Below are 16,552 nucleotides of genomic sequence, written 5' to 3'. Positions count from 1 at the left end.
CGCCGCCTCGTCGGCTGGCACGACCTGACCACAATCAGCGAACAACCGGAGGCAGCGTAATAGCAAGTTGATACTTCAACCGCTCAACTCGTCGCCTGGCCGATGCTTACTGCTTTTCCACCACTTGACCGACACTACCTTTGCGTTTCTCCATTCTCTCTTCTCCTTTGAGCCTCAAACGTATTGCTCCTTTCCCGTTCCCCTGGCCCCCTGCACGCTGATCTTTGAGCTCGCTGTAGCGATGTCACGGAGGTCGTCGGGAGTGAGTTTGATTGCCGCTGCTCCGATGTTCTCCTCTAGGCGCGTCAGCTTCGTGGTTCCCGGGATTGGAACAATCCACGGCTTCTGCGCCAGCAGCCAGGCGAGGGCGATCTGCGCAGGTGTCGCATTCTTTCGGGCCGCGATTTGGCTAAGCAGATCGACGATCGGCTGATTGGCTCTCCGGGCGTCGGGAGTAAAGCGCGGGAACCAGGACCGAATGTCGGAAGCCTCGAAGGTCATGGCGGCGTCGACCTTCGCCGTGAGGAAACCCTGCCCGAGAGGGCTCCAGGGCACGAAGCCGATCCCCAACTCTTCGCAAGTCGGCAGCACGTTCGCTTCCGGATCGCGCGTCCAAAGCGAGTACTCGCTCTCGACGGCGGTAACCGGCTGGACCGCGTGCGCCCTTCGAATCGTCTGCGCACCTGCCTCGGAAAGGCCGAAATGTTTGACCTTGCCTGCTGCGATCAGATCCTTCACCGCACCCGCCACATCTTCGATCGGCACGGACGGGTCAACGCGATGCTGGTAGAACAGATCGATAACATCGGTCTTGAGGCGCTTGAGCGAGGCCTCGGCAACCTGCTTGATGTGCTCCGGGCGGCTGTTAAAGCCTAGACGCTGCCGCGTTTCCGGATCGAAGTCGAAGCCGAACTTGGTGGCGATCACGACGCGATCACGGACAGGGGCGAGGGCCTCACCGACGAGACTCTTCGTTGGCGAAGGGACCGTAGGTCTCGGCCGTATCGAAAAACGTGACGCCGCGGTCGACAGCAGCCCGAATAAGGGCGACCATTTCCTGCCGGTTGGCGGGTGGACCATAGTTGCCGCTCATGCCCATGCAGCCTAGGCCGATAGCTGAGACTTCCAGATTGCTCTTGCCGAGTTTACGCTTCTGCACGGTGGTCTCCTTCGACGCGGAATTAGCGGCAGCGCGGCAGCAGCCGAATCGTCGCGGATCGCGCCGCAGGACTAACTATGGAGTCGACGATTCTTGCTTGGTAGCGGCGGTACTTGGCGCGGTAGGCAGCGTCGATCGCGTCGTTGAGCCCGGGATCAGCGTCGATGAAGATTACTTCTTTCTCGACTTCACCGGCGCTGATATTCCCGTTGTGCCGTGCCTGGGTGCCGCGAAACCAGCGGGAGGTGCGCCCGTTCACGGACCGGACGCAAAGTTCGTCGCCGACACGGACCACCCAGATCGTCACCGGCTTGCTCTGTGTGCCGTCGCGCCGGAGCGGCGCGAGCGCCAGTTCCTCCGCTGCTCCTAGCTGGTCGAGATCCTCGCGCGTCCACGTGGTCATCGGGCTTTCCTTTCTGATTTCATTCGCCGCTTAATGCGGCCTGGTACTGATCGTCGCTGACTTTCTCCATCCAGTCGACGGCCTTGCCGTTGAGCTTTTCCACGATCGCGATATGCGACATAGCGGTGGTTGCCGTCGCGCCGTGCCAATGCTTCTTGCCGGGCGGACACCAGATCACGTCGCCGGGACGGATTTCCTCTTTGGCCTCGCCCCAACACTGCGTCCAGCCGCAGCCGGTGGTAACGATCAGCGTCTGCCCGAGCGGGTGGGTATGCCATGCCGTGCGCGCCCCGGGTTCGAACGTGACCATGGCGCCAAAAACACGCGCCGGATCGGGTGGCTCGAAGAGGGGATCGATCCGCACCGAGCCGGTGAAATTTTCGGTCGGTCCCTTGCGGGAAGGCCGTGAACTGCTGCGCTTGATTTCCATCGTTGCTCCCTTGTGCGATTGATTTGGCGGCTCGCCGGGCGCCTTCGATTATCAATCTAGAGCGCGTGATAGTCCGCGACTAGATGGTAGAATTGGCATGACCTTATGAGACGGATTCATGAATGCCGCGCGAAGACTTTAACAACCTCTTTGCCTTCCTCGCGGTCGCGCGAGAGCGGAGCTTTACCAAAGCCGCCGCAAAGCTCGGGGTGTCACAATCGGCGCTGAGCCATACCATCCGGGGATTTGAGAAACGCCTGGGTCTTCGACTGCTGACTCGCACCACACGCAGCGTCTCCCCGACGGAGGCGGGCGAGCGCCTGCTTCAGACGGTGGGCCCGCGCTTCGATGAAATCGAGACCGAACTCGTGGGGTTGAGTGAACTGCGGGAAAAGCCCGCCGGGACAATTCGGATCACCGCCACCGAGCATGCTACTAATACGATCCTCTGGCCCAGGCTTGCCAAACTCCTGCCGGACTATCCGGATATAAAGGTCGAGATCATCGTCGAACAGAACCTGATCGATATCGTCACCGAGCGCTATGACGCCGGCGTGCGCAGTGGCGAGCAGGTGGCCAAAGACATGATCGCGGTGCGTATCGGCCCGGACCGGCGCATGGCGGTGGTCGGTGCGCCTTCCTACTTCGCGCGGCGGCCGCTGCCCAAAAGGCCACAGGACCTGATCGCTCATAACTGCATCAATTTACGCCTACCGACCCTCGGCGGCCTCTATGCATGGGAGTTCGAGAGAGGCCGGCGCCAACTGAAAGTGCGCGTCGAAGGCCAGCTCGTCTTTAGCGGGACGCTCCAGATGCTTAACGCGGCGCTGGCCGGATCCGGTCTGGCCTACGTGCCCGAGGACGTGGCGGAACCCTACCTCGCCAAGGGTCGTCTAAAGCGAGTGCTCGAGGATTGGTGCCCTCCGTTTTCGGGCTACCATCTTTACTACCCGAGCCGCCGCCAAACCACCCCGGCCTTTGCCTTGGTAGTCCAGGCACTCCGCTACGGGGTGAGCGGGCCGACCCCATCGAAAACGAGAACTGCAGCGGAATCTCAGCGGGGACGCTAATCGAAATGTCCAAATTCGAGGGTGGGGGCTCGAATCCCTCCGGGCGCGCCAAGGAAAGTAAATTTCAGCTGAGCCGATAGGTGGCATAAGCGGCGCGACGTGGGCGGGGCGAGAAAACTCCTTTCTCAAGTGAACGCTGCTCCGATATAATCCGTCGGACTCGTCGTGCCCGCGGAGTGGGGAAGGGCGCAGGTGGTGAGGTAGATGACTTCTGATGGGGTTGATTCCAATGGTCTCAGCTCATCGCCTCCTCACGTAATTTCTAAATCGCGTCCTGATGTGTCGTCACGAGGCCGTGCCGTTGCGCAGAGCTGAAATCGTCTGAGTCGCTGTGCCATCATCGAAAGATCTTCTCGCGAGAATCTACGACCGGATGCCGGATCAGGCGCGCGTGATGCCGTGGATTGGCGGTTTCGCGATCCTGCTTTGTATCCCGCTCCTGTTGTTCACGCAGCGCATCTACCTGCCGATCGCGCGAGGGCCGATAAGATTGCTCGCGCCGGCGCTCAACGGCTCGATGCCGCATCTGCTGGGGCGGATCGACGGCTTCAATCTGATCATGGCGCTGATGTTGGTAGTTGCCGCGGTCGCGTGCGTGTTGCGCCATCCCGGCATTGTGACCGCGGCGGGCGCCGGGCTGCTGATCCTGACGCTTGGCGTCTACCTCGAGGTCGCGGTGGGACGCACTTCCCTGCTCGCGCAGCTGGTGCGCGAGGCCGCGTGGCTGCAGGACGCCTATACTTTCGATTTTGCCTATATGCCGCGCAATGTGGCGAGCGAGCCGAGTCTGTGGGAACTCTTCCGTTTCGATACGGTGTGGGACCGCATGGTGACCGGCTGGTACTTCATGGGCTTCGGCTGGAACGTGGCTTTAGCGTTCGGCTTCGCGATCTTTGCTACGGCGGTCAAGCGGCTTGCGCGGAGGACTCGCCGGCGCGCGATAGGTCTCACGGCGCTAGCTGGACTCGCCTTGTTCGTGGTCTTCCTGTGGGGCCCCGTCCGCGGCCAACAGGCTTTGATTCGCGGTGCGTTGGCCGAGGCGCAGGGCCGTTCCGGAGCTGCGCAGCGACTTTATACGCGGGCGGGGCGGCTCGATCGCTGGCTGGGGACGGATTTACGTTTGCGCCAACGAATCGGCGGTCTCGAAGTGAGCATGGGCCACGACTCGACGCCTGATGCGCAGGTCTTCCGGGCGGAAGAGTATGTCGCGCAGAGTTCGGCGCCCGGCGCGATCGGACAGTTGCCGAAGGCGATCGCAATCTATGAAGTGCTGGCGGCCTCGGGAGATGAGGCTGCGGCAATAAGAGCGAGCGACCTCAAGGCCGCGTACGGCGTCAATCTGTTCAGCGACGGCGCCTTCGGCAGCGCGGTCGATGTCTGGGAAACTATCCTGGCGCGTGATCGCAGCATGTGGCTGGCCAAGTACTACCTCTCGCGCGCCTACTTCGTGGTGGGCCGCTATCAGGAAGCCGCATCGATGAGCCGGGACGCGCTGGCGGATTGCTCGGACCCGCGCGTCGTAGCGGATCTTTACAGCAACCTCGGCGACGCGCTAATCCGCCTGAGCGAATATGACGACGCCCATCTCGCCTACTTTGAAGCCTACAAAATCGATTACCTTGGCGATTTTCGCGGGCTCGCTTCGTTAGTGGGGCCGTAGGTGGAAGGCGTGAAGCAGCAGGCGTGATCAGGCGTTTTCGCAACTATCTGTCGAGCCGGCGTGGAGGGCTTGCCGCCGCGGTGGTGGCCGCTTACGCGGTGATGCTCGCGATTTTCGTCGGCCAGACCTTCGTCGATCCGCCGCTCCGGCAATATGCGCCGGAGTTTGGCGCGGCGTCGTGGATTCAGCTCAAGCAGCCGGGTGAAGCAGCCTATTTTCGCAAGACCCTCTACCTGCCGGGGCCGCCGGAACTGGGTTCACTCATGGTCGCCGCGACCGGCAACTTCACGCTTTACGTGAACAACGTCGATCTCGGCCAGGTCATCTACCCCGGCGCGCGAGTCAGCGGAATTTACGATCTCAAGACCCTGCTGGTTCCGGGGAAAAACGTCATCGCGATTCACGTCGCTGGTGGGACCTTCGCGACGCCGCCGCAAATCCGCGTTCGCGGGATGTACAAAGTCAAAGGCGGCGTGCGTGAAGAGTTTATCTCGGACTCGTCGTGGAAGGCCTCCGAAACCCCCGACGGTGTAATCGGCGGCTATGGTTGGACGGCGCCGGAGCTGGAGGATCGGCTGTGGGCGGATGCCGCTACTGCCGCTGGTGGCGAAGCCTTTTCGACGGTTCAGCGGCTGACGGCCGACCCGGCGCTGTTCGCTCATCCGCCGGACGGTGAATGGATTCAGGCGCCGTCGTTCGCCGCGGGGCGCACCTCGTTTGTCTACGACTTGACGCTCAAGTGGGCAGTCAGGCAGGTCTGGATTCAGGTCGCGGCCACTGGCGGCTACGACCTGTTTGTCAATAATCGGTTGGGCGCGATGGTCGCCGATAATGATTGGGCGGCAGTCTTCGGGCCGCGGGCGCCGATACCGATGAACGGCCAGTTGACCCGTGAAAGCGCCACGATGCCGCGTATGATCGGACCATGGACCGCAGGCGTCAGTACCCAAGATTTGAACGTCGTGGTGCCGCAGATTCCGCCGTCGAAGCCGCCCCAGGAAGCGCCGCCGTCGGCGCCGGCAGCGTCGATTTTGCAGCCGAATCCGCAAGTGCCGAACAGCGTTCCGATCGCGCCGCTCCCTCCACATCTGATCACGGCAGGCGCCGCGAACTCGATCGTGACGGGTTTCAGTTTTGCGAGCCCGGCGCCGACGCCCACTCCAGCGCCGCCGCCGCGAACGGCGAGGCCGGCGCACGGCTTAGGAACTAAGGGCGCCGCCGAAAACGGCCCGGTGGGGACGCCGACGCCCGCGGTTGCCATCTCCTCGCGCCCGGTCTCTGTAACCGGAGATACGCAAGCGGAAGATGAGGCGGTCGCGCCACCCGAACTCGCGGGGATCGCCGCCCCTAACGCGCCGCTCGCGCCCCAGCCCTATCCGCTGTTTTCGACCATCGGCGTGCTCCCCGCGTCGCCCGCGATGATCGCCTATAACCTAAGCAATCTGTTTCACGCGGGCGTCAACCGGATAACGATTCGCGTGCACTCCAGCACCGGCTCGCCGGCGATCCTGGTTGATGGTCTGGTCGACCTTGGGAGTGAAAAGCAGTATTTCGGCTCGCACGCAGACTGGTTGACCCTGGGTTCTGCATCGGCGGCAATCGCATCAAAGGACAGTTCGGTATGGCAGCACGCGGTCGTGCTGGGCCAAAGCGGGAGCGCCCCCGCCGGATTGATCCCGCAGGTGGTTGCGTTTTCCCATCTGCTGCCGGGCGACGACGCGCGCCTGCTGTGGCGCTGGACGGTTGCGGTCACGCTCACGCTCGCAGTGGTGTTTTTGTTGTGGGGCCTCGCGGCGCCGCTATTCGCGTCGAATGAGAACGGATCGCAAGACGATCGCGTCGAGGAGCTGTGGAGCGCCGACGCGCTGACTCATCTGCCGATGCTGATCCTTATCGCGGGCGTTTGGCTCAGCAGTTACGACGTGCGCTTGCCCTACGAGTGGTGCTTCCGCCCGGTTGTGATTTTCGCGCTGGCGGGGCTCCTGCTTCTGAGCAAGCTGCTGCTGCTTGGCCGTTCAGCGCCGGAGCTCGCGTCGCGCGACAACTGGCCGCGCCGCGTTGCGCGATGGGGTTGGCAAGCGCCCGCGCTGGTCGTGCTGATGATCGCCGGTCTGATCGTGCGCGCATCGGGGTTAGCCGAGCCGTCGTTGAGTCACGACGAGGTTTCGGTCATTCGGATGGTGGAAGGCGTTTTGAAGATAGGCTTTCCTTACATCACGACCGGCAGTTTCGTCAGGTACGCGGCGACTTATGAATTGCTGCCGTATCCGATCGCGCTCTTCAAGCTGTTCTTCGGGAACTCGGCGGTGGCGTTGCGGATGCCCGCGCTGATTTTCGGCACGCTTACGGTCGGGCTAATCGGTTGGGCAGGCCGCCGCATGATGGACTGGCGGGTCGGGCTCACCGCGGCGGCGATCTATGCCTTCCTGCCCGCGCCGATCCTGCATTCGCAGGATCTGTTCTATCCGGCGCAGGAGAGCTTTTTTGCGCTGCTGGCGATTTGGCTCTTTTACGAGGCGATCCGCGGCCCCAGAATCAATCGCCGTTACATGACCTACGCGACGGCCGCGTTTATTCTCACCTACCTCTCATGGGAGGGCAGCGGCTTTTTTCTGCCGGCGCTGGTGGTTGCGCTGCTCGCCTGCAAATGGGGTGAGTGGGACTGGCTCGCCGACGGTCATCTGTGGGCCTGCCTGACAGTCGTCAGCGCGGTGGTGCTGATCGAGCTGAGCTGGAAGCTGATAGTGGTCATTCCCGATTACCTCGGGGTCGGCAAAGACTTGAACGATTTGGCCAGCCCCAGCCTGGTTTTTCTCAATCGCCTGGTTTTCGATCCATGGTTCTATATCAAGTCGTTCTTTTTTATCGACAATCAGTGGCTGCTTTCGATCCTCGCGATCCTAGGTTTCGTCTTTCTGCGGCGCAACAAGGCGATCCTGTATCTGACGGTTCTTTTGTTGAGCTTTGAAGTTTTCTATACTTGTTTGTTGGGCTTATATCATCCTAAATATGCATACAATTGGACGACTGTATTGGTGCTCGCGGCCGTTGGAAGCCTGTTCCAATTCTACGACGAAATCCGTCAGATAGATTTCACGAGCCGCAAAGTCCGCTTTGTGCGCGGCTTCGCCCTGGCCGGCGGTATCGCCGTCCTGATTGTCTTCTCCAATCCCTATCTGGTGAAGCTCTATCGTCTGGCGGCGATACCGGACGCGCCGCCATTCGACAGCCGGCTGGGGATTAGCTTCAGCCCGAATTATCAGGCGGAAGATAGCTATATCGCCAAACACCTTGAAGCCGGCGACGGCGTAATGACGCCAGCGCCGCACGTCTTCGCCTTCGACACCGGGATTATCCCGGATTACACCATGAACACGATGCTGTCGTACCGTTATTACTACGACGGCGGGCAGCCCGCGGCCGGCTTTATCGACCGCTCGATCGGGGTCCCGCTGATTCTGGATTTGCACGAGTTGGAACGCGCGCGCGCCAAATACAAGCGGCTGTGGATCGTTGAGCGCAACATCCGAATCGACGCCGAGACGCCCGATATCACCAACTACCTGCTGACTTACGGACGCGTAGTTTATGAATCCGATTTGCAGAGCGTCGTACTGATCAATGGAATCGGCGCCGGGGTGCGGGCGGATAGCGGCGTCGGCCCGGCGGCAGCGTCACGCGACTAACGTCGCGCGCGTCAGACCGTAAAGACGACTGCGAATTTCCGAAAGAGTCAGCGAGATGAGTAACCGACAGATGATTTTCACGGTTGAACGCAAAACGTGCTGGAGTTGGCGGATCCTGCTGGCGGTGTTGCCGTTGTTGGCATTGATGCTGGCGCAGGTTGGCGATGGCGCCGCCGCGGAAGTGTCCGGGGTTTACGCGGTGCAGGACCCGGGCCATCCGTTCCCCGACGATATTATGAACAATCCCAACGTCGATGGGCTCGCGCTGCGCTACCCGTGGTTCGCGCTCGAGCGCTCAGAGGGGGTGTACAATTGGGGCTTTATCGATCAGGAGATCGCGCGTGATATGGCGCATGGGAAAAAGATCTCGATTACAATCTCGCCCGGGCGCTTCACGCCGCCGTGGGTGATCAATCAGGGCGTCCGGCTCTACAGCTTTTCCTGGCGTCTGCGCGGGCAGGGACCCTGCCGCAATATCCAGATTCCGGTACCGTGGGATCCGATCCTGATGAACAAGTGGGAGACTTTCGTGCGGGCCTTCGGGGCGCGCTACTACAGCAATCCGGCAATCGTCTCGATCAAGATTCAAGGCGTGCAGGCCAATACGCCCGAGTTGATTTTGCCGCATAGCGGGCCCTGGGGCGGATGCCCTTACAGCGATCGCAACGCCAACTGGCAGCAGGTCGGTTACACGCGAACGCGGGTGCTGCAGACCTGGCAGGCTTATGCCGAGACTTATGCCCAAGCCTTCCCAAACAAGGGGCTGGTGCAGGAGGTTATTCCTGATGGCCTGCCGCCAATCGATGATCAGGGGCGGCTGACCAGCGGCCGCTTCGACGAGGTCGCGGTGCCGCAGCTAATTGCGCTCGGGATGCGAGAGTTTGGTGCGCGGTTTGTGATCCAGAATGACGGCATCTCGGCGCGGTGGAACTGGGATCTGCTCGCGCAATACGGTAATCGGGCGACGGTCGGATACCAGATGCTTTGGTTCGTCACGGGCGATCCGCAGTGCCGGATGAACGGGGGTTCCTCGCCGTGCGACGCGGTTGCCGTGCAGCGGGCGGCGCTCGAACGGGCGATCGGAGCGGGCGCGAGCTACGTCGAGCTCTATCCGCCGGATTTGGAGAATCCGGCGATGCAAGGAGTAATCGCCGACGCTCATCGCCGCTTGACTTCGCGCAACCCAGTTTTGAGCAACGCCTCGCCGTGGGTTATCGCGGGCGGAGATAGGCTGAACTAGCGATCATTTTGTCTGGTCTTTCGCCAGAGTCGATGTTACGCTTAACTTTCTATCGTTTCAGCACGGATTCTCGTCAAAACCGACGAATCAGAGAGACGGCATCGCGCTACGGTGAATAAATTTCGCTTTATCTGGTTTTTCCTGAACATTGGGTTCCTTCTAAGCGCTTTGATGCTGCTCGGTGGGCGGCCGGCGTTTGCGGGCAGCAGCCTGACCTGCGATCCGACGTCGCTGCAGACGGTGGCGACCAAGCAGGGCCGGTTACTGGGCAAGGCCGTGGAGATCTTTGCGGCCAGCCCGAGTTCGCTCGGCAGCTTACCTTACTGTCAAATCACGGCAATCATCGTGACCGACTCGAAATTGAATGACAAAATCTTCGTCGCGATCGACCTGCCTGATCTTCTGTTCTGGAACTCCCGCTTCCTGTTCACCGGCAATGGCGGATTTGCCGGCCGCGCGACGCCGGATACGATCCATCTGCAAGAGGGCTATGCGGTGGCGGCAACGGATACCGGCCATGAGGGCGCCGATGGTACGGTCGCGACCTGGGCATTGAACAACCCGCCGGCGATCAAGGATTTTCAATATCTCGCGCTGCATGAATCGACGCAGCTCGCGGAGGCGATGACCACCGCCTACTACGACACCAAGCGCAATAGCTACTTCACTTACTTTGACAGTTGCTCGACCGGCGGCCGTCAGGCGCTGGTGGAGGCGCAGAAGTTTCCGGACGACTATCAAGGAATTGTGGCTGGGGCGCCGGCGGCGGGGCAATTTTATCTGGCCTACAACTGGAACTCGCAGGCGACTTTGGTCTCGAGCGACGCCTATCTGAACGTCGATCAAATAAACCTGTTAAGCGCCGCGGTGCTGAGCGAATGTGACGGACTTGACGGCGTGGTTGACGGGCTGATTCAGGATCCCACGGCGTGCAATTTCAATCCGTCGACGTTGCTATGCGCCCCTGGGCAAACCGCCGGCTGTCTGACGCAGGGGCAGATCAACACCGTCAATGCCATCTGGCAGGGCGTGGTCGACACCAAGGGCAAGCAGGTCTATCCGGGCTTTACAGAGAGCGATCCGGCTTCAAGCGCCTCGCTCGACATCGCGTGGCAGCAGTATCTCGCGGCCTGTCCGCATTCCAACAACTGCGCGCTGCCGGATTTTACCGCGGCTGAGCCGTGGCCGGCGCCGACTTTCGTTCCGCCGCCGGTGTGGTGGGACCGGCAAGATTCCTTCATGAAGTATTTTGTCTATTCAGATGCGAGCTACAATTCGCGGGCCTTCAGCTTTTCCGATCAGGCGAGCATCAATAAGGTCTCAAAGGAAACGAGCAAGTGGGGCGCCGATGCGATGAAGGCGAACCTCAAGCCGTTCGTGCACAAGGGCCACAAGCTGCTCATGTACCATGGCTGGAGCGATCCCTCGTTCTCCCCGCTCGTGAGCGTAAATTATTACAACAGTGTGCAGGCGATTCTCGGGCCGACGGGTCGCGACAGCGTCCGGCTGTTCATGGCGCCGGGGATGCATCATTGCCAGGGCAAGGGTCCCGGGCCGAATACTTTTGACGAGCTGACGCCGGTTACCACATGGGTCGAGCAGGACGTCGCCCCCGATGGCATAATCGCCAGCCACAACACCGCCGATGATCCGGCGCAACCGGTGGATCGGACGATGCCGCTGTGCGCCTATCCGGAGCGCGCAGTCTACGATGGGGTTGATCCGGTGAACGACTCCTCTTCATGGTCGTGTCAGTCGGTCGGGGCCTCGAGGAATTAAGCCAAAAATCTCGATCTGAAAGCTGAAGTCTAGCTGCTCCCGGGGGAGGGTCGGGAGGGAGGAGCTACTATGCGCTGTTACGTAACGGCCATCCTGTTGCTAGGGGCCAGCATTACCCTGAGGGTGACGCAGCTTTATGCGCTGAGCTGCGACGCCGGGTCGATTCAAGCGATCGCGCCAGGCAGCTCAACGGTTACCTCGGCGCTCGAGACGACGACGGGAACGATCCCGTATTGCAAGATCGACGCCTCGATCACGACCGACGCGGCGCTCGGCGACGTGATTCACTATGAGGTCGATCTGCCGGACGCGAGTTCCTGGAATTCGCGGCTGTTCTTTTTTGGCAATGGCGGCTTCGGCGGGTCGATTGTACTGTCGCCCGGCGCTTTGCAGGCGGGCAGCGCCGTAGCCGCTACCGATACGGGACACACTGCGGCCAACGACGACGCCAGCTGGGCACTCAACAATGTGCCGGCCGTGCTGGACTACGAGTATAAGGCCCTCCACGAGACCGTGGCGGCCAGCGAGCAGATTCTGAGCGGCTATTATGGCGCGCCGGTCTATCATTCCTATTTCTCAGCCTGTTCCGACGGCGGGCGGCAGGGACTGGTCGAGGCGCAGAAGTATCCCAACGATTTCGATGGCGTCGTTGTGGGAGACGCCGGGATCGGCCAGGCCTATCTCGGGTTCAACTGGAACGCGCAGGCAATTTTGGCGGGTTCCAGCAGCTTCATCGATGGTAACGCGATCGGGTTGATCAACTCGGCAGTGCTGGCGCAATGCGATGGGGTTGACGGGGTGGTGGATGGCCTCATCCAAAATCCGGTTGCGTGCAATTTCAATCCTGAGACCCTGCTGTGCGCGCCGGGACAGGCCACGGGCTGTCTGAGTGCGGGGCAAATCGTGGCGTTGAACAAGATCTATCAGGGCGCAGTCGATACCAACGGGGTCTCGCTCTACCCGGGGCTGAGCGTCAGCGATCCGGCGCAGAGCGCATCGCTGGACGCCGGCTGGGCCACATATATGGTCGGATGCCGGGCCAGCGGCGTGTGCCAGGAACCCAATTTTACGGCGGCGGAGCCCTGGGCGAGCTTGGCGCGCACGCCGTCTCAGTGGGGCGCGCAAGACGAATTTTTCAAAGATTTCATCTTCAACAACCCTAATTACGATACGCGCACGCTAAAATTTACGAACCAGACGTTGCTCAATCAGATTGGCGCTCTGACGGCGAGTCTGGGCGGCGAAGGGATGAACGCGAATTTGACCTCCTTCGCCCACGTGGGTCACAAACTGATCATGTATCATGGGTGGAGCGATCCGGCCTTTTCTCCTTACGTCAGTGTTAATTATTACAACGGAGTGAGTGCGATCCTCGGGAGCAGCACGACCAACAGCGCCAGATTGTTCATGGTTCCGGGGATGCATCATTGCCAGGGGCTAGGACCCGGGCCGAACAGCTTTGACGTGATCACGGCGATTACGAACTGGGTTGAGCAGGGGATCGCACCGGATGGGATCATCGCCAGCCATCACATGAACGACGACTCGACCCAGCCGGTGGATCGGACGATGCCGCTGTGCGCCTATCCGGAGATGGCGGTATATAACGGAGTCGGTCCGGTGGACACGGCGGCGTCGTGGTCCTGCGGCACGAGCGGGGCATCGAGCGCGTCGTAGAGTCGGTAAACGCGGATAGGAAGATCGTTTCGTATCGAGCAGACGAATGTTAAGATAGGTCAAAGCAAGAAAATTTAAGCTTAGACGTGAAAATAAGCAGATCTTTTTGGTGAGATGTCATCCGAGTGGAGGAAACTCATGCGTCGTAACTTTGCTATCGGTTTGCTGCTTACAGTGGGCCTCGCGCTTCGAGCAGTATCAGCGCAGGCGGTTGATTGCAGCCCGGCGTCAATCCAGGCGATCGCGCCGACCACCACTACGATCGATACCGCGACCGAGATCACGACGGGAACGGTGCCGTACTGCGCGATTACGGCGCATATCGTGACGAACGCCTCCTTGAATGACATCATTCACTACGATCTGGACCTGCCCGACGCAGGCTTTTGGAACGCACGCCTGCTGTTCAGCGGCAATGGCGAGTTTGGCGGCACCATCGGCGACGTCTCGAAGAATATTCCGATGGGCTACGCGGAAGCGGCGACTGACACCGGGCATACCTCGACCGCCCCGACGGAGTCGGCCTGGGCGCTGAACAACATTCCAGCGATTCAGGATTTCGAGTATCGATCGGTGCATGAGTCAGCGTCGGCATCGGAGCAGATTCTGAGCAACTATTATGGAAACGTGCCTTATTTTTCTTACTTCCAGGGGTGCTCAACGGCGGGACGGCAGGGTTTGGTTGAGGCAGAGAATTATCCGAATGATTTCGATGGGATCGTGGCGGGCGACCCTTCGATCGGACAGCCGTATCTGGGATTTAACTGGACCCAACAGGCGATTCTTGCGGGCTCAACGGCCTTTTTCGACACTAAAGCCATCGATACGCTCAATAGCGCGGTGCTCTCGCAATGCGACGGGGTCGATGGAGTGGTTGATGGCTTAATCCAGGATCCGACCAAGTGTGCATTCAATCCGGCGAGCATCCAGTGTGCGTCGGGCCAGACCAAAGGATGTTTGGGCGCCGGGCAGGTGGCGGCACTCAACAAGATCTACCAGGGGCCAGTGGACACGAAGGGGAACTTGCTTTATCCCGGCCTGACGGTCAGCGATCCGGAGTCGAGCGCACCGCTTGATGCGGGTTGGGAAACTTACATAATCGGCTGCAACACGCAGACGTGCATGGTGCCGAATTTCACGGCGGCGGAGCCCTATAGCTCGTTCAAGAAGCCTCCGGTCGAATGGTCGTCGCAGGATGGATTTTTCAAGGACTTCATCTTCAACAGTGCGAGCTATGACACTCGAACCATCAGCTACAAGCAGCAGCATGAACTGACGAAGATCAGCAACACGACGGCGCAGCAGGGCGGAGAAGGGCAGAATCCGAATATCGCCAAGTTCGCGAGTCTGGGCCACAAGCTGCTTATGTACCATGGCTGGAGTGACCCGGCTTTCTCACCGTTAGTGAGCGTGAATTACTTCAACAGCGTGGAGGGTGTTCTTGGAGCAGGCAGCGCGACGACTAACACGTTGCGGCTATTCATGGTGCCGGACATGCATCATTGCCAATCATCCGGGCCCGGACCCAACGACTTCGACGCTCTGGGGGCTATGGAAACCTGGGTTGAGCAGGGAACCGTCCCGGACGGCATCATCGCGAGTCATCATAAGATGGACGATTTCACCATGCCGGTCGATCGCACGATGCCTCTGTGCGCCTATCCGGAGCAGGCGGTCTACAACGGGGTGGGTGGGCTGAACGCCGCGACGTCATGGTCATGCCCGTCGAGCAGTTGAGCCGGGTGGTTTGTTGTACGCTCTCTTGGACAGTATCGTGTAACAACTTTGCACCAAGTTCGTACTATGGGCGGTGAGGTGAGGTTCAATATGAAAATAAACCCTCATGCACGTCGTTTTACTGTTGTTTTAGCGTTAATCATCAGTATTTTGCTGAATCGGTCGCAGGTATTCGCAGTTAACTGTGATTCCGCCTCGATTCAGGCGATCGCACCCAAAAATACGACGATAAGTTCCGCTACGACTACCGGCACGCCGTCGTACTGTGACGTCATGGCGTCGATCACCACCGACAAGGCCAAGGGCAACGTTGTGAACTTCGAGATCGGGCTGCCGCAGGCGAGTAGCTGGAATTCGCGTTTTTTGTTCACGGGCAACGCCGGCTTTGGCGGCAGTATCGCGCTCGACGTGAGCGATCTTCAGACCGGTGGCTATGCCACTGCCGCGACTGATACCGGGCACACGGCCCTTTCAAACGACGCGAGCTGGGCGCTGAACAACGTGCAGGGGGTTAAGGATTTCGAATATCGGGCCGTGCATGACGCGACCGTGGCGTCGGAAGCGATCGTCGGCGATTATTATAGCGGGGCGAGCTTTCACTCGTACTTCAATGGTTGCTCGACCGGCGGGCGTCAGGGTTTGGTCGAGGCGCAGAAATATCCGAAGGACTTTGACGGAATTATTGCGGGCGATCCGGCGATCGGGGATCCGTTCATCAACTTCAATGCGAGCGCTCAGCAGATTTTGCAGACCGCGGGCAATTTCATCGATTCGGGTGCGACCAAGTTACTCGACGAGGCGGTACTGAGCGAGTGCGACGATAAGGACGGGGTGGTCGATGGTCTGATCCAGGATCCCAGCGTATGCAATTTCGATCCGGCGACCCTGCAATGCGCTCCTGGGCAGACCAGCGGCTGTCTTAGTTCCGGGCAGGTCGCGTCATTCAAGGCGATCTTTGCGGGCGCGGTCGATACCCATGGCAAGCCGCTCTACGTCGGTTACAGCGTCAGCGACGTGATCGAGAGTTCGCCCGCAGATTCGGCCTGGGGTAATTGGCTAACCGGCTGCCCGGTGACACAGCCGATTTGCCTGGATCCGCTATTCGGCCCGAGCGCGGCGGAGCCTTGGACTGGGGAGACACCGCCGCTGAATTCACCTGGGCAGTGGGGTTTTCAAGAGCAGGTTTTGCGTAATTTCGTCTTCAATAATCCGAATTACGATACCCGAACATTCGATTTCACCAGTCAAAAGCTAATCAACCAGGTAACCAATGCGAATAAGCGTTGGGACGGTGACGGCATGAAGGCGAATCTCAAGTCCTTCACCAAGCTGGGTCACAAGCTTCTGATGTATCACGGCTGGAGCGATCCCGCCCTCTCTCCGTACATCAGCGTACAATACTACAACAGCGTGCAGGCAGTACTGGGCAGTAGTACTACCGCCGACGTAAGGTTGTTCATGGTGCCGGGAATGCATCATTGCCAAGGTCTCGGACCCGGACCGAATAATTTCGATCCGCTGACGCCGGTTACGCAATGGGTTGAAGGCGGAACCTTACCCAACAGCATTATTGCCAGCCACCACATCAATGACGATCCGACGAAGCCCGTGGATCGGACAATGCCGCTGTGCGTCTATCCGACCCTGGCGCAGTACAACAATATCGGTCCCCTCAACGACTCCAGTTCATGGTCGTGTCCCTAAAACAGCG

The 16,552-nt window shown here is 60.1% G+C and carries 12 protein-coding genes; 8 read left to right on the top strand and 4 right to left on the bottom strand.

Features of this window, described 5'->3' with window-relative positions; all coding sequences use genetic code 11:
* Positions 1-174 precede the first annotated feature (174 nt).
* From VKS22_07740 to VKS22_07725, 4 genes are read right to left on the bottom strand one after another with little or no spacing between them, the layout of a single operon-like run.
* Positions 175-927, bottom strand: a complete 753-nt coding sequence (locus VKS22_07740; GenBank protein HLW70500.1) for an aldo/keto reductase — start codon at positions 925-927, stop codon at positions 175-177.
* Positions 928-955: 28 nt separating this feature from the next.
* Positions 956-1,159, bottom strand: a complete 204-nt coding sequence (locus tag VKS22_07735; GenBank protein ID HLW70499.1) for an aldo/keto reductase — start codon at positions 1,157-1,159, stop codon at positions 956-958.
* A 22-nt stretch (positions 1,160-1,181) separates the two neighbouring features.
* Complete coding sequence (locus VKS22_07730; protein ID HLW70498.1) at positions 1,182-1,562, bottom strand: DUF2255 family protein; 381 nt, start codon at positions 1,560-1,562, stop codon at positions 1,182-1,184.
* 19 nt (positions 1,563-1,581) lie between these two features.
* Positions 1,582-1,992, bottom strand: a complete 411-nt coding sequence (locus VKS22_07725; GenBank protein HLW70497.1) for a cupin domain-containing protein — start codon at positions 1,990-1,992, stop codon at positions 1,582-1,584.
* A 122-nt stretch (positions 1,993-2,114) separates the two neighbouring features.
* Here VKS22_07725 and VKS22_07720 point away from each other — a divergent pair, with 122 nt between their 5' ends.
* From VKS22_07720 to VKS22_07685, 8 genes are all read left to right on the top strand, one after another.
* Positions 2,115-3,062 carry a LysR family transcriptional regulator gene (locus VKS22_07720; protein HLW70496.1) on the top strand — a complete coding sequence of 316 codons (948 nt, stop codon included), beginning with the start codon at positions 2,115-2,117 and terminating at the stop codon, positions 3,060-3,062.
* Between the two features lie 331 nt (positions 3,063-3,393).
* The gene (locus tag VKS22_07715) at positions 3,394-4,722 is read left to right on the top strand and encodes a hypothetical protein (GenBank protein HLW70495.1); all 1,329 of its coding nucleotides are present in this window, start codon (positions 3,394-3,396) and stop codon (positions 4,720-4,722) included.
* A 23-nt stretch (positions 4,723-4,745) separates the two neighbouring features.
* Positions 4,746-8,408, top strand: coding sequence for a glycosyltransferase family 39 protein (locus VKS22_07710; protein ID HLW70494.1), 3,663 nt, complete (start codon positions 4,746-4,748; stop codon positions 8,406-8,408).
* 55 nt (positions 8,409-8,463) lie between these two features.
* On the top strand, positions 8,464-9,648 hold the full coding sequence (locus VKS22_07705) for a hypothetical protein (protein HLW70493.1): 1,185 nt from the start codon (positions 8,464-8,466) through the stop codon (positions 9,646-9,648).
* 111 nt (positions 9,649-9,759) lie between these two features.
* Positions 9,760-11,427 (top strand): tannase/feruloyl esterase family alpha/beta hydrolase, encoded by a 1,668-nt coding sequence (locus tag VKS22_07700; GenBank protein HLW70492.1) that lies wholly within the window; start codon positions 9,760-9,762, stop codon positions 11,425-11,427.
* Between the two features lie 69 nt (positions 11,428-11,496).
* Positions 11,497-13,104, top strand: coding sequence for a tannase/feruloyl esterase family alpha/beta hydrolase (locus VKS22_07695; GenBank protein ID HLW70491.1), 1,608 nt, complete (start codon positions 11,497-11,499; stop codon positions 13,102-13,104).
* 138 nt (positions 13,105-13,242) lie between these two features.
* On the top strand, positions 13,243-14,841 hold the full coding sequence (locus VKS22_07690) for a tannase/feruloyl esterase family alpha/beta hydrolase (GenBank protein ID HLW70490.1): 1,599 nt from the start codon (positions 13,243-13,245) through the stop codon (positions 14,839-14,841).
* A gap of 273 nt (positions 14,842-15,114) precedes the next feature.
* On the top strand, positions 15,115-16,545 hold the full coding sequence (locus tag VKS22_07685) for a tannase/feruloyl esterase family alpha/beta hydrolase (GenBank protein HLW70489.1): 1,431 nt from the start codon (positions 15,115-15,117) through the stop codon (positions 16,543-16,545).
* Positions 16,546-16,552 lie beyond the last annotated feature (7 nt).

It is taken from the genome of Candidatus Binataceae bacterium, assembly GCA_035308025.1.
Lineage (GTDB): Bacteria > Desulfobacterota > Binatia > Binatales > Binataceae > JAJPHI01.
Note: the sequence above shows the minus strand (reverse complement) of the source record. Positions and strands in the feature narration are given on the sequence as shown.